Here is a 19811-nt window from a genome sequence, read left to right on the forward strand (position 1 = left end):
TGCACGCTGCATGGGAGAGGGGTCACACGATGACGATCGTGTTGATATCATTCGTGAAATAGCTCACAGAACATAAGAATAAACTATTTCCTTACTTAACTAATGCTGAATAATTTATTCTTACCCCGTTTTTATGAGGATCGTTATGCAACAGGATGCGCACAAGCGTGCATTAATTGCAGGCTCCATCGGTAATTTCATCGAGTGGTATGAATTTGCGGTCTATGGTTTTCTGGCAACGGTGATTGCCAGAAACTTCTTCCAGCTTGAGGGGGAAGCGGAGCTCACCAGCCTGATCCTCACCTGGGCCTCATTCGCCATCGCTTTCTTCTTCCGCCCGCTGGGTGCGGTGGTCTTTGGCCGCATTGGCGACAGGATTGGCCGTAAACCGACGCTGATTATTGTGCTGGTATTGATGACGCTCGCCACCGCTGCCATCGGTATTGTGCCGGTCTACGCCAGTATCGGGATTGCCGCGCCGCTGATCGTTACACTTCTGCGTATTCTGCAAGGACTGTTCGCGGGCGGTGAGTATGGCGGCGCGGTCTCGTTGATGACGGAGTTCGCCCCGCGCGGCAAGCGCGGTCTTTACGGGGCATGGCAGTCCTTCACCGTGGCGCTCGGGCTGTTAGCAGGCGCAGGCATTGTCGCGTTGCTCTCTGCCCTTCTCTCCCCTGAAGCCTTGCACGACTGGGGCTGGCGCATTCCGTTCTTCCTGGCGTTGCCGATGGGTGCGGTCGCGCTATGGCTGCGGGTAAGCATGGAAGAGACACCGAGCTTTGTGCAGCAACGGGAAAAACCGGTTGTTACTCAGGCCAGCACCGCCGCCACGTTCAAAACCATTCTGATGGGCATTGGTCGCGTGATGGTCTGGTCTGCGGCGGGTTATACCTATCTGGTGATTATGCCGACCTATCTGCAATCTGCGCTGCACACCGGTTTTAACCAGGCGCTGCTGATTGCGGTGATTTCTAACATTGGGTTTGCGCTCACGATCATTCCGTCGGGCATACTGAGCGACAGGATCGGGCGGCGGACGGTGATGATTATCGCCACCGTGCTCCTGCTGATCCTCGCCCTGCCGCTGCTGAAAATTTTGCAGGCGGAGTCCAGCACGTTGGCTGTCAAAGCGATTGTGGTGTTGATTGCGGGGGGTTTGGTTGGGATGCTGGCAGGGCCGGGGCCGGCAATGCTGTCTGAGATGTTCCCGACGCGCGTGCGTTATACCGGGCTGGGGCTGGCCTATTCTCTGTCGAATGCGATCTTCTCGGGCTGTGCGGGGCTGATCATTACCGGGCTGATTAAAGAGACGGGCAATCTGGATATTCCGGCGTACTACGTGATGGCAACGGCGGTGGTGAGTATTTTCGCGCTGATGACGCTGAGAAAGGATGACCATTTGCGGTCGTTAGAGGAGTGAGATTGTTGCCCGGTGGCGCTGCGCTTACCGGGCCTACGGTACCATGCTTTTGTAGGCCGGGTAAGGCGAAGCCGCCACCCGGCACAACAGGCTACCCGCGCTGACGCACCGCTTCAAACAGGCAGATACCCGTCGCAACAGAAACGTTCAGGGACGATACGCTGCCCGCCATCGGGATGCTGATCAGCTCATCGCAGTGCTCGCGGGTCAGGCGACGCATGCCTTCACCTTCTGCCCCCATCACCAGCGCCATACGGCCGGTCATTTTGCTCTGATACAGGGTGTGATCCGCTTCACCGGCTGTGCCGACGATCCAGATATTTTCTTCCTGCAACAGACGCATGGTGCGCGCCAGGTTAGTCACACGGATCAGCGGAACGTTTTCCGCCGCGCCGCAGGCCACTTTTTTAGCGGTAGCGTTAAGCTGCGCGGAACGATCTCTTGGCACAATTACCGCATGCACGCCTGCTGCATCGGCGCTACGCAGGCACGCGCCCAGGTTGTGCGGGTCGGTTACGCCATCGAGGATCAGGAAGAACGGGTTATCCAGCTCAGCGATCAGATCCGGCAGATCGTTCTCTTGATACTGACGGCCCGGCTTCACGCGCGCGATAATGCCCTGGTGTACAGCACCTTCGCTTTTCTCATCCAGATACTGACGGTTCGCCAGCTGGATCACGACGCCCTGCGCTTCCAGCGCGTGGATCAGCGGCATCAGACGTTTGTCTTCACGCCCTTTCAGAATAAAAACTTCCTGAAAACGCTCCGGCGCGCGCTCCAGCAGGGCCTGCACCGCGTGGATGCCGTAAATCATTTCACTCATTGATGGTTCTCGTAATAAATATTGTCCCTCTCCCCGTTGGGGAGAGGGACAGGGTGAGGGGAAATTACTCCGCCTGCTGTTTCTTCGCCGCGCGCTTCGCTTTGGTTGCGGCCGCTATTTTTTGGGTCTTGGTCGACGGTTTTTTCGCTTTACGAGCGTCTTTTTTCGCCGCCTTGGGCTTCTGCTGCTTCTCGCCACGGAAGGCGCTGTCTGGCTCAAAGTTTACTCTTTTACCTGCCTGACGTCGCTTGCCGCCCGCTTTACCGTTGCCGCCTTTTTTCGCTTTCTCACGCTCGGTTTTCCCGACGTTACGCGGAGCCCGTTCGCTGGAGATGAGGCTGAAGTCGATTTTACGGTCGTCCATATTCACGGCTTCTACCTTCACTTCCACCCGATCGCCCAGACGGTAGGTCTGACCGCCGGATTCACCGATCAGACGTTGTCCGACCTGGTCGAAGCGGTAGTAATCGTTATCAAGGCTGGAAACGTGCACCAGACCGTCGATAAACAGCTCATCCAGACGTACGAAGAAGCCAAAGCCGGTGACGCTGGCAATCACACCTTTAAAGACGTTACCCACCTGATCCAGCATAAAGTCACACTTCAGCCAGTCCGCCACGTCGCGCGTTGCTTCATCCGCACGACGCTCGGTCATGGAACAGTGCTGGCCCAGTTGCAGCATCTCTTCCATGGAGTAGTGATACCCACCGGTTTCGGTCGTATTGCCTTTGTGACCCTGCTCGTGCGCCAGCAGATACTTGATCGCACGGTGCAGGGACAGATCCGGATAACGGCGAATCGGCGAGGTAAAGTGCGCATACGACTGTAACGCCAGACCAAAGTGGCCCCGGTTTTCCGGATCGTAAATCGCCTGCTTCATGGAACGCAGCAGCATGGTTTGCAGCATTTCCGCGTCAGGACGATCGCTGATGGATTCCAGCAGCTCGGCATAATCGCGTGGCTCAGGCTTATTGCCGCCAGGCAGCTCCAGGCCGAGTTCAGCCAGCACGGAGCGGAATGAGGTCACAGCTTCCGTGGTTGGCTTATCGTGAATACGGAACAGCGCAGGCTCTTTGGCTTTCTCAACGAAACGTGCCGCCGAGATGTTCGCCAGGATCATACACTCTTCAATCAGCTTGTGCGCATCGTTACGCTGAGTCTGCTCGATTCGCTCGATACGACGCTCAGCGTTAAAGATGAATTTCGCCTCTTCACTCTCAAACGAAATCCCACCGCGCTCTTCGCGCGCCTGATCCAGCGTTTTGTAGAGGTTGTGCAGCTCTTCGATGTGTTTGACCAGCGGCGCGTACTGTTCGCGAAGATCCTGATCGCCCTGCAACATATGCCAGACCTTGGTATAGGTCAGGCGCGCATGAGAACTCATCACCGCTTCGTAGAACTTATAGCCCGTCAGACGTCCCTTGCTGGAGATGGTCATTTCGCAGACCATACACAGGCGGTCCACCTGCGGGTTGAGGGAACACAGGCCGTTCGAGAGCACTTCTGGCAGCATCGGTACAACCTGCGACGGGAAGTAGACCGACGTACCGCGGCTGCGCGCTTCGTTATCCAGCGGCGTGTGTGGACGTACGTAATAACTCACATCCGCGATAGCCACCCACAGACGCCAGCCACCACCGCGTTTTTTCTCACAGTACACGGCATCATCGAAGTCGCGGGCGTCTTCACCATCAATGGTGACCAGCGGCAGATCGCGCAGATCCACGCGGCCTGCTTTGGACTCTTCCGGCACTTCTTCACGCAGGTTTTCGATCTGGTCTTCAACCGCTTTCGGCCAGACGTAAGGAATTTCATGGGTGCGCAGCGCCATATCAACGGCCATGCCGGTGCCCATGTTATCGCCCAGCACTTCGACGATTTTACCTACCGCTTTGGTACGGCGGGTCGGGCGCTGGGTAAGTTCAACCACTACCACAAAGCCCATGCGTGCGCCCATCACCTCTTCAGGCGGGATGAGAATGTCGAAGCTCAGACGGCTGTCGTCCGGCACCACAAAGCCTACGCCCGCATCGGTAAAGTAACGGCCTACAATCTGGCTGGTTTTCGGCACCAGCACGCGGACCACGCGCGCTTCGCGGCGGCCTTTACGATCTGCACCCAGCGGCTGCGCCAGGATCTGGTCGCCGTGAATACACATCTTCATCTGTTCAGATGAGAGGTACAGGTCGTCTTTACGGCCTTCCACGCGCAGGAAGCCGAAGCCATCGCGATGACCAATAACGGTGCCTTTCAGCAGATCGAGGCGTTCTGGCAGCGCGTAGCACTGGCGACGAGTAAAGACCAGCTGGCCGTCGCGCTCCATGGCGCGCAGGCGGCGGCGAAGGGCTTCAATTTGCTCTTCACCCTCAATGTTTAATTCAACGGCAAGTTCTTCACGATTGGCGGGTTTTTCGCGTTTTGTTAAGTGTTCAATGATGAACTCGCGGCTGGGGATAGGATTCGCGTATTTTTCGGCTTCGCGTTCCTGGAAAGGATCTTGTGACATGTCGGTTCCTCCGTTGTCAGCTCCGGTGGAAATTTTCTTCATTCCACCAGCAATAATTTATAAAGCGGTTGATTCTCTTCAACCAAATCGGCCAGCGTGTAGTTATCCAGTTCCTTGAGAAAACTTTGCACGGCCTTTGAAAGCGCCTGTTTCAGGCGGCAAGCGGGCGTAATGTGGCAAAACGCACTGCTACAGTTCACCAGAGATAGCGGCTCCAGTTCACGTACCACATCGCCGATACGGATACTCTGTGCCGGTTTACCGAGACGGATCCCTCCATTCTTCCCGCGGACGGCAGCAACGTATCCGGCACGACTAAGTTGATTGATTATTTTGACCATATGATTACGGGACACACCGTACACCTCTGTGACTTCAGAGATGCTGGTCATCTTCCCATCGGGTAACGACGCCATGTAAATCAGCGCGCGTAAGCCGTAATCGGTGAAACTTGTTAACTGCACATCAACCTCAGGAAAAAGGGAAAACGCGGTCAAACCGCAGAGATATTCATTAATGATGATAAACCAGCCAGATAGTTAGCGGCTAATTTATTTGACAGACGGGGCGAAAAAGCGGAGATCCAGGAGCGGTCGCCGGATGGCGCTGCGCTTATCCGGCCTGCGGGTTTCCCCGCAGGCCAGCAGTCACGAAGATTATGCGTCGAACGGGTCGCGCAGGATCATCGTTTCAGTACGATCCGGGCCGGTAGAAATAATATCGATCGGCACTTCGGTCAGTTCTTCAATACGCTTAATGTAGTCCAGCGCAGCTTTTGGCAGGCCACTACGTTCTTTCACACCGAAGGTGGTCTCAGACCAGCCCGGCATGGTTTCGTAGATTGGCTCAATGCCTTCCCAGTCGTCAGCGGCCAGCGGAGTGGTAGTCACTTCGCGACCATCTGGCAGACGGTAGCCCACGCAGATTTTCACTTCTTTCAGGCCGTCCAGTACGTCCAGCTTGGTCAGGCAGAAGCCAGACAGGGAGTTGATCTGCACAGCACGACGCACGGCAACGGCGTCCAGCCAGCCGGTACGACGACGACGACCGGTGGTTGCGCCAAACTCGTTACCCTGCTTGCAGAGGAACTCGCCGGTTTCATCAAACAGCTCGGTCGGGAATGGACCCGCACCCACGCGAGTGGAGTACGCTTTGATGATGCCCAGAACGTAATCCACATAACGTGGGCCCAGGCCGGAGCCGGTTGCCACGCCACCCGCGGTGGTGTTAGAGGACGTTACGTACGGATAGGTACCGTGGTCGATGTCCAGCAGGGTACCCTGCGCACCTTCAAACATGACGAAATCGCCACGCTTGCGCGCCTGGTCCAGCAGATCGGACACATCAACAACCATGCCGGTGAGAATGTCAGCAATCGCCATGACGTCATCCAGCACTTTCTGGTAGTCAACGGCTTCGGCTTTATAGAAATTCACCAGCTGGAAGTTGTGATATTCCATCACTTCTTTCAGTTTTTCAGCGAAGGTCGCTTTGTCGAAGAGGTCGCCCACGCGCAGACCGCGACGAGCCACTTTATCTTCGTATGCCGGGCCGATGCCACGACCGGTAGTGCCGATCGCTTTCGCGCCACGCGCTTTTTCACGCGCCACGTCCAGCGCCACATGATAGTCCAGGATCAGCGGGCAGGCTTCGGAGAGCAGCAGACGCTCACGAACAGGGATACCACGGTCTTCCAGACCTTTCATCTCTTTCATCAGCGCAGCTGGAGACAGCACAACGCCGTTACCGATGATGCTGGTGACGTTTTCGCGAAGAATGCCTGATGGAATAAGATGGAGGACGGTTTTTTCACCGTTGATTACGAGAGTATGGCCTGCGTTGTGACCGCCCTGGTAGCGTACAACATATTTAGCCCGTTCAGTCAGAAGATCGACAATCTTCCCTTTACCTTCGTCACCCCATTGGGTGCCCAGTACGACGACGTTGTTACCCATTTTTTTCAAAATCACCGTTTGCTTAAAAATGGATTCTACCATCGCTTTTTCAGATATACAGCACTTTTTGACCCTAAAATATGCCGATTGCGGTTAGTTTTTGATCAGCCAATCGTTTTCCTCAACATGTAGTAGATAACGATACCGGCAACCACAAGTCCACCACCAAAACGACGCAAAATATTGTCCGGAAGTTGGCTCATGGTCGCGATCATCCGTCGCCATGCGCGTGGATAGAGCATCGGGCCGAGGCCTTCCAGCACCAAAACCAAAGCCAGTGCGAGCCAGATCGTTGAATTCATTTTTCATCCTTATAAAAGAAAACCACCGCTCCGTGAAGAGCGGTGGTTTGAATACTCAAACGAGCCTGAGTTTATCGCGTTGCGTTAGTCGGCGTCTTCATATAACGGAAGAAATCGCTGTCCGGGCTGAGTACCATCACATCCTGGTTGCTCTGGAAGCTATTCTCGTAAGCACGCAGGCTACGGATAAAGGCGTAGAAGTCGGGATCCTGGCTGAAGGCATCGGCAAACAGCTTCGCGGCTTCGGCATCGCCTTCACCACGCAGGATACGGCCCTGACGCTCAGATTCCGCCAGCGTCTTGGTCACTTCGTAGTCCGCTGCGGCACGCAGTTTCTCGGCCTCTTCCTGACCCTGTGAACGGTGACGACGGGCTACCGCTTCACGCTCGGCGCGCATACGGTTGTAGATCGCCTCGGACACCTCCGCTGGCAGGTTGATCTGCTTGATACGCACGTCAACCACTTCGATACCCAGTGCAGCCATACTGTTCGGGTTGATCACCGGTACTTTACCGTTGGTTTCAGCCTGAACGCGTTCAGCCGCTTTGGCAATCGCGTCATCCGCTGCCGGTGTTTCCACTTCGTCTTCGGTACCCGCTGTACCTGAGTTCAACGCATCACGCACTTCCAGTGTCAGACGACCACGGGAGTCGGTCACGATGTCTTTTACATCCAGACGACCAATTTCAGAACGCAGACGGTCAGAGAACTTACGTTTCAGCAGCACTTCTGCCTGAGAAACATCACCACCGCCGGTTGCCAGGAAGTAGCGGCTGAAGTCGCTGATACGCCATTTGATGTAGGAATCAACGATCAGGTCTTTCTTCTCTTTAGTCACGAAACGGTCGGCCTGGTTATCCATGGTCTGGATACGTGCGTCGAGCGTTTTGACTGATTGAATGAAAGGCACCTTGAAGTGCAGACCCGGCTCGTAGATCACCGGACGCTTGTCGCCGTCACGCACGACGCTGCTAAACTGGAACTTGATCCCACGTTCGCCCTCTTTCACCACAAAGATGGAGGTGTAGAGCACGACCAGTGCGATGATGATGATCGCAATAACTGACTTACGCATCCTTATTCCCCCTGACGCTGGTAGTCGTTACGCTGCGCGTTAGCACGGCGTTGGTCCATAATGTCACCATCGTTCGAAGAAGGCGTTGTGTTCGCGCTGGAGCTGCCAGACGAGGCTGGCGGCAGACGCAGCAGGTTGTTGGCTCCGCTGTTGTCTTTTGCTGCCGGTGCAGAACCGCCTTTAAGCATCTGATCCAGCGGCAGGACCATCAGGTTTCCGCCTTTGTTGTCGTTAACCAGCACTTTACGCGTATGGCTCAGCACTTTTTCCATGGTCTCGATATAGAGACGCTCACGGGTAATTTCCGGCGCGGCTTTATATTCCGGCAGGATCTTCGCGAAGCGAGCCACTTCACCCTGTGCTTCCAGGATGGTCTGGGTCTTATACGCGCGCGCTTCTTCCAGAATACGCTGCGCCTGACCGTTTGCACGCGGCTGAACTTCGTTGGTATACGCTTCCGCTTCACGGATGTACTGCTGTTCGTTTTCACGCGCGGCAATCGCATCGTCAAACGCCGCTTTCACCTCTTCCGGCGGACGTGCAGCCTGGAAGTTGACGTCCAGCAGGGTGATACCCATGTTGTACGGACGGATGGTCTCTTCCAGCTCGCGCTGGGTATCGCTACGAATAACGGTACGACCTTCGGTCAGGATACGGTCCATGGTGTATTTACCGATCACGCCACGCAGGGCGCTGTCGGTCGCCTGACGCAGGCTGTCATCCGCGCTGGTCACGCTAAACAGATAACGCTCAGGATCGGTCACGCGGTACTGGACGTTCATCTCAACGCGCACCACGTTTTCGTCAGAGGTCAACATCACGCCAGACGCCGCCAGTTCACGGACGGACTCCACGTTCACTGCGGTCACGTTATCAATGAAGGTCGGTTTCCAGTTCAGGCCCGGCTCAACCAGATGGCTGAACTTACCGAAACGGGTTACCACGCCGCGCTCTGCTTCTTTAATGGTGTAGAACCCGCTGGCTGCCCAGATGATGACTACCGCCGCGGCCACAATGCTTACTACGCGGCCACCCATAGGCGGGCGCGGACTCTGAGTGGAGTTGCCACCCGAGCCAGAACCTTTTCCTCCGCCAAGGCCACCAAGCTTTTTGCTCAGTTTGCGGAAGATATCATCCAGATCCGGCGGCCCCTGCTCGCGACCACCTTTGTTGCCATTTCCCCCAGAGTTGCCGCCTTGATTATTGCTGCTTCCCCACGGGTCGCGGTCTTGTCCGTTATTACCGGGCTGATTCCACGCCATGTATATGCTCCATATTTGTTATGCAAGGGCGAATTTTTCAGGCTTCCCCTTTCTGATCAGACGATATAGTCCGCCAGCGCAGGTTCTTGTTTACAGAGGCGACGCCAGTCAACGATCGGCATACGCACCTGCATCCCCACGCTGCCGTCATCCTCCATCCACTCTTTTTCTATCGCCTGAAGCTGATAAAACCGGCTACGCAGCCTGCCTTCCTGTGGCGGCAGTCGCAGCGTGTGCTGAGCTACCTCACCGGAAAGACGTTCTGTCAAAGCCTGGAAAAGCAGTGGCACACCAATCCCGGCCTGAGCAGATAGCCAGACCCGAATTGGTTTGTTCTCTTCGTCTCGGTCGATACGCGGTTCGAAATCGTCCAGCATATCGATCTTGTTCATCACCAACAGGGTGGGAATTTCGTGGGCGTCAATCTCTTCGAGCACCACATTCACCGCGTCGATGTTTTCCTGCACGCGTACGTCAGCCGCATCAATCACGTGCAGCAGCAGGGTCGCCTGACGCGTCTCCTGCAACGTCGCTTTAAACGCTGCCACCAGATCGTGCGGCAGATGGCGGATAAACCCTACGGTATCCGCCAGTACCGTTTCACCGACGTCTGCGACGTCAATACGGCGCAGCGTAGGGTCCAGGGTCGCAAACAGCTGGTCTGCGGCATACACCTGGGCCTCGGTTATCTGGTTAAACAGGGTGGATTTACCGGCGTTGGTATAGCCCACCAGCGACACCGTTGGGATGTCGGCTTTGGTTCGCGCCCGACGCCCCTGTTCGCGCTGTTTCTCGACACGCTCCAGACGAGAAAGGATCTGGGTTATACGGCCACGCAGCAAACGACGGTCGGTTTCGAGCTGGGTTTCACCCGGGCCACGTAAACCAATCCCGCCTTTTTGTCTTTCAAGGTGTGTCCAGCCACGCACCAGACGCGTCGCCAGATGGCGCAACTGCGCCAGCTCAACCTGCAACTTACCCTCGTGGGTACGCGCACGCTGAGCAAAAATATCTAAGATCAACCCCGTGCGATCGATAACACGACATTCGCAGAGAGCTTCCAGGTTACGTTCCTGAGCCGGAGACAGCGCATGATCAAACAGCACGACTGATGCGCCGGTTGCTTTTACGGCATCCGCAATTTCAACTGCTTTACCTTCACCAACAAAGTACTTCGGGTGCGGCGCTTTACGGCTACCGGTAATCACCTGCATTGCTTCGACACCGGCGGAAGAGACCAGAGATTCAAACTCCTGGAGGTCTTCCATATCTTTGTCTTGCGAAAAATAGATGTGTACCAGCACCGCCTGCTCACCGGCGTCATAACGGTCAAACAAGCGTAAACCTCTCTAAAAAGATCAGCGGGGAACGCAGGATCCCTGGCTCCCCGTGTGGAAAACAGCCCAAAACCTTATTCGGTTTCTTCGCTGTCCTGCGCAGGAGCAGATGAACCCTGCGCGTTGCTGCCATGATGGTAGTTACTGCCAGTGCCGCCGCCAGTGTTATTGCTGTGATGAGATACCGGACGGGACGGAACAACAGTAGAAATCGCGTGCTTATAGACCATCTGGCTGACCGTGTTTTTCAACAGGATCACGAACTGATCGAAAGACTCAATCTGACCTTGCAGCTTAATACCATTCACCAAATAAATAGAAACTGGAACACGCTCCCGACGCAATGCGTTCAGGAACGGATCTTGTAAAGATTGCCCCTTAGCCATTCTATCTTTTCCTTATATGCTTGTTTTGTACTTAGAACCTTGCGATTCTGAAAAATTGCGCACGATACGGCTTAATTGTACACATTCAGTCAGCGATATCACCAATAACCTCAATCACTTCGTTTAACGCCTGTTGTGGTTTTTCACTGTCTAACCAGTGAACACCCTCCCAACCGCGCAACCAGGTGATCTGGCGCTTCGCTAACTGTCTCGTGGCGCAAACACCTCGATAAACCATTTCATCGTATGAAATCTCGCCTTCAAGATACGACCACATCTGGCGGTATCCCACACAACGAATGGAAGGCATGTCCGTATGCAAATCTCCACGGGCAAAAAGCGCCCGCACTTCTGCTTCAAAATCTGAAGCCAACATCTGATGAAAACGCTGCTCAATTCGTTGATGGAGCAGTTCACGGCTCGCCGGGGCGATGGCGAACTGATGCACCTGATACGGCAGAGCGTCTCCTGACGTTTGCGTCAGTTCCGTTAAAGTTTTACCCGAAATGAAAAAAACTTCCAGTGCCCGGGAAAGCCTTTGCGGATCGTTTGGGTGGATCCGCGCTGCGGCAACCGGGTCAATCTCTTCCAGTTGCCTGTGCAAAACGTCCCACCCCTGCTCTGCCGCCTGCCGCTCAATCTCCGCTCTCACTTCCGGATCGGCCGATGGCAGAGGCGATAACCCCTCCAGCAGCGCCTTAAAGTAGAGCATCGTGCCGCCAACTAACAGCGGTATGCGTCCCGCGGCGGTAATCTCGGCCATCTCAGCTAAGGCGTCGCGGCGAAAATCTGCTGCGGAGTAAGCCTGTGCCGGGTCGAGAATATCCAGTAAACGGTGCGGTGCCGCACGCAGTTCGTCTGCGTTGGGCTTCGCCGTGCCGATGTCCATTCCTCGGTAAATGAGGGCTGAATCAACGCTAATCAACTCTACTGGCAAAACTTTACGTAACTCAATGGCTAACGCCGTTTTACCGGAGGCCGTTGGCCCCATTAAAAAAATCGCCTTTGGCAGGCTCGCCTTACTTACATCAGTCATGTTTCAGGGCGGTCATCGCCGTTTTTAAATCAACAGGTTGTAACAAACCACCTGGCGGCGCTTTCACCAGCTGTGGACAGAGGCGTTCCACCTCTGCCAGAACGGTAATCGCCTGCGCCATACTCCACGGCGAATGTTCGCTGGCCAGATGGCGGGCGATCCACTGCGCGGTATCGGCGGCATCAAACGTCGTTTGCTGCGCCAGGTAGCCTATCAGTTCAGGAATCAAGTTTTGTAAATTTTGTTGGCGTAAGGGTAAAGGCACTGCGCGAATTGTCACATGCTGCGCGTCCAGTACGATTTCAATCCCCATTTCGGCAAGAAGCGCCTGGGCACGCTGCAAAACCCCTGTTTCTTCATGGTTTATTTTTAACCGGACCGGGATCAGTAACGGCTGAGCGCAGGCGGCGTTTTCCCCTGGCGTCAATTGCGCCTGTTTAAGCCAGCGTTCCGCTACCGGCAACGCCAGCAGCATCAATTTCCCCTCGCGTTCAAGCAGTGCCATGTCCGGGGCGACAATCGTCAATACCCGGCCAAAACTCTGGCTATGTCCGTCAAGGGAAGACGGCGATACCTCAATATGTTCTTTCCGTTCCACGGCTGGGGTGTCCAGCAATTTACGGTATAACGCACCTTGCTGCTTTTGATACCCCGGCTGGGCATTCGGGTAGTTGGCGCCCGTCGGGCGCGGTGCGCTTCCCGCTGACGAAAAACGCGGAGCCACTGGTTCGCGCGCGGCTGCGGGTTCAGCGAAATGGTTACGTCCGGCCGCCACGCGATTTTCTGGCAGCGATCGCGGTGCAGGAACGTCGTTTTCCAGCGGCAGCGTTGGCTCAGCCTGCTTCTGCAAAACGCTAACGACGCCCTGATAGATAAAATCATGCACCAGACGCGACTGGTGGAAACGCACCTCGTGCTTGGCGGGGTGCACGTTAACGTCAACCTGATGCGGGTCGATCTCCAGATAAAGCACAAAGGCGGGCTGTTGATCGGTGCCGAGCTTATCTTCACAGGCCTGGCGAATGGCGTGGTTAATCAGACGGTCGCGCATCATGCGACCGTTGACGTAGCAGTACTGAATCTCAGCAAACGCGGCGCTACTGGCGTTCGGATCGGCAACCCAGCCGCGCAGGGCCAAATCGCCATGCTGCCACTCAATGGCCAGCGCTTTTTCCAGGAACGGCGTGCCGCAGATGGCGCCCAGCCGACGCTCCTTTTGCCCGCCTTCCGCCACTGCCCGGTACTGACGCATCACCTTACCGTTATGACTGAGGTTAAGAGTGACATCAAAGCGTGCCAGCGCGATGCGGCGGATGATCTCGTCGATATGTCCGAATTCGGTCTTCTCGGTTCGCATAAACTTGCGCCGGGCGGGCGTGTTATAGAAAAGATCCAGCACTTCAAGCGTGGTGCCTACCGGGTGCGCCGCTGGTTTAACCGTGACGTCCATATCGCGCCCTTCGGCGTAGGCCTGCCAGGCTTCCTGCTGGTCGGCCGTGCGGGAGGTCAACGTTAAGCGGGAAACGGAGCTGATACTGGCCAGCGCTTCGCCGCGAAAACCCAGGCTGATAATCGCTTCCAGATCGTCAAGTGACGCAATTTTACTGGTGGCATGACGCGCCAGCGCCAGCGCCAGCTCGTCCTTTTTGATGCCACAGCCGTTATCACGAATGCGGATAAGCTTTGCGCCCCCGCGTTCAATATCGATATCAATGCGGGTCGCCCCTGCATCGAGGCTGTTTTCCACCAGCTCTTTTACCACCGATGCAGGGCGTTCCACCACCTCACCGGCGGCGATTTGGTTCGCGAGCTGCGGCGGTAGAACCTGAATCGGCATGAACTCTCCTTAATTAGTCGCGGTCATCTCACCCGGCAGCGCGGCGCTTGCCGTCTGGGCTGCCCCGCCCTGCGGCGCAGACTGAAGCGGATGCGCGTCAAAGTATTTACGCAGACCGTTATAAATCGCTTCAGCAATTTGCTGCTGATAGCTGTCGCTTCCCAGTAAACGCTCTTCACCGTGATTACTGATAAAACCCGTCTCTACCAGAATCGACGGAATATCCGGTGAACGCAGGACACCGAGGCTCGCATGTTCCGGACGACGCTTATGCAGCGATCCGACGCTTTGCAGCTGGTTGAGTACGTTAGTGGCGACATCATACCCGACGCGCTGAGAATGACCGAACTGTAAATCCAGCACCGCCTGGCTGAGATACGGATCGGCCTGGCTGTTTGCCAGCACATCGCCTGCCCCGCCTAACAGTTCAGACTGCTTCTCGTGCTCTTCAAGCCAGTTCGCCATTTCACTGTTGGCACGACGGTTCGACAGCACCCATACCGACGCGCCGGTGGCGTTACGGTTCGGCGCAGCATCCGCGTGAATCGACACCAGGAAGTTGGCGTTTTGCTTACGCGCCACATCCGAGCGTCCCATCACTGAAATAAAGTAATCTCCGTCGCGGGTCATGACCCCTTTGAACATCGGATCGTCATTCAGAAGCGCACGCAGCTTACGGGCAATGGCGATAGTGACGTTTTTCTCCCGCGTGCCGCCCGGGCCAATCGCGCCAGGATCTTGCCCGCCGTGTCCGGCGTCGATGGCGATAATCACTTTGTCGCCACTGACCGGCGTTCGCCGCGCGCTGACCGCCGGACGCGTCACCGTGTTGCTGCTGGTCACGGCGGTAAGTCGGTCATTTTGTGATTTAAACGGATTACGGGCTGGCTCAGACGGCCTTGGGGTATAAACCGGCGCTTCTACGCGTTTTGCTACCACAGGTGCAGGCGGTGGCGGCGGCGGAACATCAGCATTAATGGTAAAAACCACCGTATAACTGGCGCCGTTTTGCTGCTTAACCGCCTTCGTTTTGCCCTTTTCGGTGAGATCGACCACCAGACGCAGAGACTGCGCATCCTTCGGCGTCCCCGAACGGATGCTTTTCACCAGATTGTTGCCGCTGAACTGGAGCGGCAGCCCCTGGATCACCCCGGACTGTTTAATATCGAGCGCCACGCTGCGGCTGTCGATTTGTGAGAAAGCATATTCAGGATCGCCCATAAAGCTGAAGGTAATGCGGGCCTGGCTATCGCCATTCGACACCTGAATATCCGAGAGGCTGGCCGCACCGGCCTGCGCGCACAGCAGAACCGTGGCTGCCAAAATCCAACCTTTAACGCGATTAATCATCCCGTTATCCCTACGCTCAACCGGCTAAACGCGCCAGTAAGGAACAGCCTGATGAGGAAACCGCACTGATGCGCGCCTCACGCCCTTGTGCCTGATAATCCAAGTGAATTTCGACATCCGGGTCAGGCAGCACACCCGCACCTTGTTGCGGCCACTCCACCAGGCAAATGGCGTCGTTGGCAAAGTAATCGCGGATCCCCATAAATTCCAGCTCCTCAGGATCCGCAAGACGATATAAATCAAAGTGGTACACCATGATATTTTCAAGCGTGTACGGTTCTACTAGCGTATAAGTCGGGCTTTTTACGTTCCCGTTATGGCCTAACGCCTGCAAAAAACCACGGCTGAAGGTTGTTTTACCCGCGCCTAAATCACCATACAGATAAATGACGGTCGCCCCCTGACAGGCCTGCGCCACGCGCTTGCCGAGATCTAAAGTGGCTTGTTCATCAGGTAAAGGAATCGCTCGATTAGTCATTTTCTACGTCAATCACATCCGGGTTAACAACACGCCGCAGCGTGCAAAAAAGATCGGTGGCCAGCATACCGCGCGTTCCGTAACGAGCAGCCAGCCTGTCAGCCGCCGCACCGTGGGCCACGCAGCCAGCACAGGCTGCATCATAAAGGGGAAGTTTCTGTCCGAGCAATGCGCCAATGATGCCAGAGAGCACATCACCCATGCCGCCGCTCGCCATGCCTGCATTACCGGCATCAACGATGCCCATCGCATCATCGCTGGCAATAACGGTCCCCGCCCCTTTCAAAACGACAACACCTCCGTAACGTTTTACCAGACGTTGGGCTGAAAGTAAGCGATCGCTTTCAATTTCTGCCACGCTACAGTTAAGCAGCCGTGCGGCTTCGCCGGGGTGTGGCGTCAGAATGCGATTGTGACGCTTATCCGGGTTTATTGCCAGAAGGTTAAGCGCGTCGGCATCCCAGAGCATCGGCTTACGAAAATTCTCGGCCTTTTGCAGGGCCTGTTTACCCCACTCCTGCTGACCCAGGCCCGGACCAATGACTACCACGTCCGCCCACTCAAGACCCTCTTCAATCGCCTGTGGGGCAAGCTCGTGGACCATCAGCTCCGGCCGCGCGGTAATAATCGGCGGAATGTTTTCGCTGCGGGTCAGCACGCGTACTAATCCGGCACCGCTGCGCAACGCGGCCTCTCCTGTCATGCGAATCGCACCTGCCGTGCCATGATCGCCACCGATAATCAGCAGCCGGCCATGATCACCCTTATGGGATGTGGGGCGGCGCGGAGGCAGCCACTGAGCAAGCAGGGAGGCATCAAAGCGGGTGATGTGGGTATCCTGTCCAGCCAGCCAGTTTTCCAGCCCCAGTGCGTTGTGATGTAACGTCCCCACGACATCCCGCGCTTTACCGGTAAGCAAACCCGGCTTCAGGGCGATAAAGGTCACGGTGTGCGCAGCCTCAATCGACACGCCCGGCGTCGCGCCGGTTTGCGCCATCAGGCCGGAGGGAATATCCAGCGCCACCACCGGGGCGGGGTGCGCATTAGCGTGGGTAATCAGCGCGGCGACGTCATCGCGAGGCGCGCGCATCAGCCCCGTCCCCAGCAGACCATCAACAATCACGTCGACATCCTCGGGCCAGATAATATCAGGCGCATGAATAATGCCCCCCGCATTCAGCCAGGCCTCTCTCGCCATGCCAGCCTCTTCCGGTAGCGGCTTGTCGCTCTCCAGCGCCAGCAGGGTAACGCGCAGCCCCGCCGCCACCGCAAGACGAGCCACCACATAGCCATCGCCACCGTTATTGCCGTGCCCGCACAGAATCAGGTAGTGCGAGGCATCCGGATAAGCCGTGCGCGCCACGTTAAACGCCGCCTCGCCCGCGCGCTGCATCAGTTCATAAAGGGTAACGCCGAGGCTGTCTGCGGCCTCTTTTTCGGCCCGACGGAGGTCATCCGCATGCCAGATGGAATGTGGTATACTTGCGGGGTTTTTCTTCACAGTATGGTCCGTCATGTCACAGCCCCTCGATCTCAATGAATTAGCGCAGAAAATAAAACAGTGGGGTGCTGAACTGGGCTTCCAGAAGGTCGGTATTACCGATACCGACCTCTCTGCCAGCGAGCCTAAGCTACAGGCATGGCTGGATAAACAATACCACGGCGAGATGGAGTGGATGGCGCGCCACGGTATGATGCGTGCCCGCCCCCACGAGCTGTTGCCGGGTACGCTGCGCGTCATTAGCGTACGCATGAACTATCTGCCCGCTAACGCGGCCTTTGCGCGCACGCTAAAAAATCCTTCGCTGGGTTACGTCAGCCGATACGCTCTGGGACGTGATTACCATAAACTTCTGCGCAACCGTCTAAAAAAGCTCGGGGAAACCATTCAGCAGCACTGTGTTTCGCTGAATTTTAGACCCTTTGTCGATTCTGCGCCTATTCTTGAGCGCCCGATCGCCGAAAAAGCCGGGCTTGGCTGGACAGGTAAGCACTCACTTATCTTAAGCCGCGACGCGGGCTCATTCTTTTTCCTGGGTGAATTGTTGATTGATTTACCCCTGCCGGTAGACGGTCCGGTGGAAGAAGGGTGTGGCCGCTGCGTGGCCTGTATGACCATCTGCCCAACGGGCGCTATCGTTGAACCCTATACCGTTGATGCGCGCCGCTGTATCTCTTATCTCACCATCGAGCTGGAAGGTGCTATTCCAGAGGAATTTCGTCCGCTTATTGGCAACCGCATCTACGGCTGTGATGACTGCCAGCTGATTTGTCCGTGGAACCGCTATTCACAGTTGACAGACGAAGAAGACTTCAGTCCCCGCAAGGCGTTACATGCCCCGCAGCTGATCGAACTGTTCGCCTGGAGCGAAGCCTGGTTCCTGAAGGTGACGGAAGGTTCCGCCATACGTCGTATCGGCCACCTGCGCTGGCTGCGTAATGTGGCCGTTGCGCTGGGTAATGCCCCATGGGATGAAGCCAATCTTCAGGCGCTCGAAAGCCGCAGAGGTGAGCACCCACTTCTTGATGAGCACATAGAATGGGCGATTGCGCAGCAAATTGAGAAGCGAAATGCCGGCGTGGTTGAAGTGCAGTTACCGAAGAAACAGCGCCTGGTCAGGGTGATTGAAAAAGGGCTGCCACGGGATGTGTGATATATTCACAGGCTGTGAATAAAAATAAGAATTCAGGCGCAATAAGGTTTAGCAAACAGGTCAAGTGATCTCAATAACATTTTGAAATCAAATTTTCTTCATAGATTACAGTTACTTACGAAGATATTATTCACCCTGCTAACATTTTGCACAACTGGGATTTATCACAGTTTCTGTGGATAACTCTGTTTACAAGAGTGTTTCAGATACAATAGAAAACGTCCCCAACGAAGCATTTCGCTGTGGATAATTTAGGAAAGAAGAAGAATTTGGAGCGGGAAACGAGACTCGAACTCGCGACCCCGACCTTGGCAAGGTCGTGCTCTACCAACTGAGCTATTCCCGCTTGGGTATTCTGGTGCTGTGCGTATCTTGCGATACTTTCAAATTTTGGAGCGGGAAACGAGACTCGAACTCGCGACCCCGACCTTGGCAAGGTCGTGCTCTACCAACTGAGCTATTCCCGCTTGGGTATTCTGGTGCTGTGCGTATCTTGCGATACTTTCAAATTTTGGAGCGGGAAACGAGACTCGAACTCGCGACCCCGACCTTGGCAAGGTCGTGCTCTACCAACTGAGCTATTCCCGCAAATCTGTACTGCTTTTGTTGCTGTCGTAACGTGTAATTCTCTGTCGTTACGGGAGGCGCATTATACGAGAAATCCGTTTAGCTGCAACCCCCCTCAAAGCGATTTTTTTGAAATTAAGTTCAAGTGCTTATTTAATCGGCAAGCTGAACAATTTAGCGACAAAAACCCGGCCACGCAAGGCGCCGGATCGCAAAATTAAAGCTTAATAAAGTTTTCGCGATAGTACGCCAGCTCCGCAACAGACTCACGGATGTCGTCCATTGCCTGGTGCGTCCCCTGCTTTGTGAAGCCGTCGAGAATTTCCGGTTTCCAGCGGCGGGCCAGCTCTTTTAAGGTGCTCACATCCAGATAGCGGTAGTGGAAGTAGGACTCCAGCTCCGGCATGTACTTAAACAGGAAACGACGATCCTGCCCAATGCTGTTGCCACAGATAGGCGATTTTCCTGCCGGCACCCACTGCTTCAGAAACTCAAGCGTCGCCAGCTCCGCTTCGCGGTCGCCCAGAGTGCTGGCCTTCACGCGTTCCACCAGCCCGCTGCCAGTATGGGTACGCACGTTCCACTCATCCATCAGCGCAAGCTGGTCATCGGACTGGTGCACGGCAATCGTTGGGCCTTCCGCCAGAATATTGAGGTTGGCATCGGTGACCAGTGTGGCGATCTCAATAATGCGATCGCGCTCGGGATCCAGGCCGGTCATCTCCAGATCGATCCAAATCAGGTTGTTTTCGTCCGCGCTCATGTTATTTTCCACCCTTCTCGCTTAACCGGCAGTAGCAGGTTAACTAGTATTAATTAGAG

At 55.6% G+C, this 19811-nt stretch carries 17 protein-coding genes and 3 tRNA genes; 2 read left to right on the plus strand and 18 right to left on the minus strand.

Annotation, left to right across the window (positions count from 1 at the left end; translation table 11 throughout):
* Positions 1-145: 145 nt before the first annotated feature.
* Positions 146-1420, plus strand: a complete 1275-nt coding sequence (locus ACOT1A_RS17765; RefSeq protein ID WP_023299137.1) for an MFS transporter — start codon at positions 146-148, stop codon at positions 1418-1420.
* Positions 1421-1511: 91 nt separating this feature from the next.
* Here ACOT1A_RS17765 and rlmB read toward each other — a convergent pair whose 3' ends face one another.
* The 14 genes from rlmB to nnr form a co-directional block, all read right to left on the minus strand.
* On the minus strand, positions 1512-2243 hold the full coding sequence (gene rlmB, locus ACOT1A_RS17770) for a 23S rRNA (guanosine(2251)-2'-O)-methyltransferase RlmB (RefSeq protein ID WP_003856001.1): 732 nt from the start codon (positions 2241-2243) through the stop codon (positions 1512-1514).
* 64 nt (positions 2244-2307) lie between these two features.
* On the minus strand, positions 2308-4749 hold the full coding sequence (gene rnr, locus ACOT1A_RS17775; protein WP_023299135.1) for a ribonuclease R: 2442 nt from the start codon (positions 4747-4749) through the stop codon (positions 2308-2310).
* Positions 4750-4787: 38 nt separating this feature from the next.
* Positions 4788-5213: a nitric oxide-sensing transcriptional repressor NsrR gene (gene nsrR / locus ACOT1A_RS17780; RefSeq protein WP_003855998.1), complete on the minus strand. Its 426-nt coding sequence runs from the start codon at positions 5211-5213 to the stop codon at positions 4788-4790.
* A gap of 192 nt (positions 5214-5405) precedes the next feature.
* Complete coding sequence (locus ACOT1A_RS17785; protein ID WP_032621775.1) at positions 5406-6704, minus strand: adenylosuccinate synthase; 1299 nt, start codon at positions 6702-6704, stop codon at positions 5406-5408.
* A gap of 104 nt (positions 6705-6808) precedes the next feature.
* Positions 6809-7006, minus strand: coding sequence for a DUF2065 domain-containing protein (locus ACOT1A_RS17790; protein ID WP_003855996.1), 198 nt, complete (start codon positions 7004-7006; stop codon positions 6809-6811).
* Between the two features lie 71 nt (positions 7007-7077).
* Positions 7078-8082: a protease modulator HflC gene (gene hflC, locus ACOT1A_RS17795; protein WP_022646821.1), complete on the minus strand. Its 1005-nt coding sequence runs from the start codon at positions 8080-8082 to the stop codon at positions 7078-7080.
* Positions 8083-8084: 2 nt separating this feature from the next.
* Entirely contained in the window at positions 8085-9344 is a 1260-nt protein-coding gene (gene hflK, locus ACOT1A_RS17800) for an FtsH protease activity modulator HflK (RefSeq protein ID WP_022646820.1), read from the minus strand.
* A gap of 56 nt (positions 9345-9400) precedes the next feature.
* Positions 9401-10681, minus strand: a complete 1281-nt coding sequence (hflX, locus tag ACOT1A_RS17805; protein ID WP_003855991.1) for a ribosome rescue GTPase HflX — start codon at positions 10679-10681, stop codon at positions 9401-9403.
* A 74-nt stretch (positions 10682-10755) separates the two neighbouring features.
* Positions 10756-11067, minus strand: a complete 312-nt coding sequence (gene hfq / locus ACOT1A_RS17810; RefSeq protein ID WP_023299134.1) for an RNA chaperone Hfq — start codon at positions 11065-11067, stop codon at positions 10756-10758.
* Positions 11068-11152: 85 nt separating this feature from the next.
* Positions 11153-12103 (minus strand): tRNA (adenosine(37)-N6)-dimethylallyltransferase MiaA, encoded by a 951-nt coding sequence (gene miaA, locus ACOT1A_RS17815; protein WP_063163224.1) that lies wholly within the window; start codon positions 12101-12103, stop codon positions 11153-11155.
* Positions 12096-13940 carry a DNA mismatch repair endonuclease MutL gene (gene mutL / locus ACOT1A_RS17820; RefSeq protein WP_063150714.1) on the minus strand — a complete coding sequence of 615 codons (1845 nt, stop codon included), beginning with the start codon at positions 13938-13940 and terminating at the stop codon, positions 12096-12098. Before mutL ends, miaA begins: the two co-directional genes overlap by 8 nt.
* A 9-nt stretch (positions 13941-13949) precedes the next feature.
* Complete coding sequence (amiB, locus tag ACOT1A_RS17825) at positions 13950-15290, minus strand: N-acetylmuramoyl-L-alanine amidase AmiB (protein WP_022646817.1); 1341 nt, start codon at positions 15288-15290, stop codon at positions 13950-13952.
* A gap of 16 nt (positions 15291-15306) precedes the next feature.
* Positions 15307-15768, minus strand: a complete 462-nt coding sequence (gene tsaE / locus ACOT1A_RS17830; protein ID WP_003855970.1) for a tRNA (adenosine(37)-N6)-threonylcarbamoyltransferase complex ATPase subunit type 1 TsaE — start codon at positions 15766-15768, stop codon at positions 15307-15309.
* Positions 15761-17284 (minus strand): bifunctional ADP-dependent NAD(P)H-hydrate dehydratase/NAD(P)H-hydrate epimerase, encoded by a 1524-nt coding sequence (gene nnr, locus ACOT1A_RS17835; RefSeq protein WP_032677168.1) that lies wholly within the window; start codon positions 17282-17284, stop codon positions 15761-15763. Before nnr ends, tsaE begins: the two co-directional genes overlap by 8 nt.
* Here nnr and queG point away from each other — a divergent pair.
* Positions 17283-18422, plus strand: a complete 1140-nt coding sequence (queG, locus tag ACOT1A_RS17840) for a tRNA epoxyqueuosine(34) reductase QueG (protein WP_015572463.1) — start codon at positions 17283-17285, stop codon at positions 18420-18422. The genes nnr and queG overlap by 2 nt on opposite strands.
* A gap of 270 nt (positions 18423-18692) precedes the next feature.
* On the opposite strand, the gene ACOT1A_RS17845 is transcribed toward queG, so the two are convergent.
* From ACOT1A_RS17845 to orn, 4 genes are all read right to left on the minus strand, one after another.
* A tRNA-Gly gene (locus ACOT1A_RS17845) sits at positions 18693-18768 on the minus strand.
* Positions 18769-18813: 45 nt separating this feature from the next.
* Positions 18814-18889 (minus strand) — tRNA-Gly (locus tag ACOT1A_RS17850).
* Between the two features lie 45 nt (positions 18890-18934).
* Positions 18935-19010: transfer RNA gene (locus ACOT1A_RS17855), tRNA-Gly, on the minus strand.
* A gap of 196 nt (positions 19011-19206) precedes the next feature.
* Entirely contained in the window at positions 19207-19752 is a 546-nt protein-coding gene (gene orn, locus ACOT1A_RS17860; RefSeq protein ID WP_003855965.1) for an oligoribonuclease, read from the minus strand.
* Between the last annotated feature and the right edge of the window lie 59 nt (positions 19753-19811).

Source organism: Enterobacter cloacae complex sp. SYL003 (genome assembly GCF_049236925.1).
Taxonomy (GTDB): domain Bacteria; phylum Pseudomonadota; class Gammaproteobacteria; order Enterobacterales; family Enterobacteriaceae; genus Enterobacter; species Enterobacter intestinihominis.

Excerpts from the sequence above, each read along its gene's own strand:
- rnr (WP_023299135.1), bottom strand. The coding sequence starts at position 4,749 with ATGTCACAAGATCCTTTCCAGGAACGCGAAGCCGAAAAATACGCGAAT.
- tsaE (WP_003855970.1), bottom strand. The coding sequence starts at position 15,768 with ATGACTAATCGAGCGATTCCTTTACCTGATGAACAAGCCACTTTAGAT.
- ACOT1A_RS17790 (WP_003855996.1), bottom strand. The coding sequence starts at position 7,006 with ATGAATTCAACGATCTGGCTCGCACTGGCTTTGGTTTTGGTGCTGGAA.
- miaA (WP_063163224.1), bottom strand. The coding sequence starts at position 12,103 with ATGACTGATGTAAGTAAGGCGAGCCTGCCAAAGGCGATTTTTTTAATG.
- ACOT1A_RS17765 (WP_023299137.1), top strand. The coding sequence starts at position 146 with ATGCAACAGGATGCGCACAAGCGTGCATTAATTGCAGGCTCCATCGGT.
- hfq (WP_023299134.1), bottom strand. The coding sequence starts at position 11,067 with ATGGCTAAGGGGCAATCTTTACAAGATCCGTTCCTGAACGCATTGCGT.
- amiB (WP_022646817.1), bottom strand. The coding sequence starts at position 15,290 with ATGATTAATCGCGTTAAAGGTTGGATTTTGGCAGCCACGGTTCTGCTG.
- ACOT1A_RS17785 (WP_032621775.1), bottom strand. The coding sequence starts at position 6,704 with ATGGGTAACAACGTCGTCGTACTGGGCACCCAATGGGGTGACGAAGGT.
- orn (WP_003855965.1), bottom strand. The coding sequence starts at position 19,752 with ATGAGCGCGGACGAAAACAACCTGATTTGGATCGATCTGGAGATGACC.
- rlmB (WP_003856001.1), bottom strand. The coding sequence starts at position 2,243 with ATGAGTGAAATGATTTACGGCATCCACGCGGTGCAGGCCCTGCTGGAG.
- mutL (WP_063150714.1), bottom strand. The coding sequence starts at position 13,940 with ATGCCGATTCAGGTTCTACCGCCGCAGCTCGCGAACCAAATCGCCGCC.
- hflK (WP_022646820.1), bottom strand. The coding sequence starts at position 9,344 with ATGGCGTGGAATCAGCCCGGTAATAACGGACAAGACCGCGACCCGTGG.
- nnr (WP_032677168.1), bottom strand. The coding sequence starts at position 17,284 with ATGACGGACCATACTGTGAAGAAAAACCCCGCAAGTATACCACATTCC.
- hflC (WP_022646821.1), bottom strand. The coding sequence starts at position 8,082 with ATGCGTAAGTCAGTTATTGCGATCATCATCATCGCACTGGTCGTGCTC.
- queG (WP_015572463.1), top strand. The coding sequence starts at position 17,283 with ATGTCACAGCCCCTCGATCTCAATGAATTAGCGCAGAAAATAAAACAG.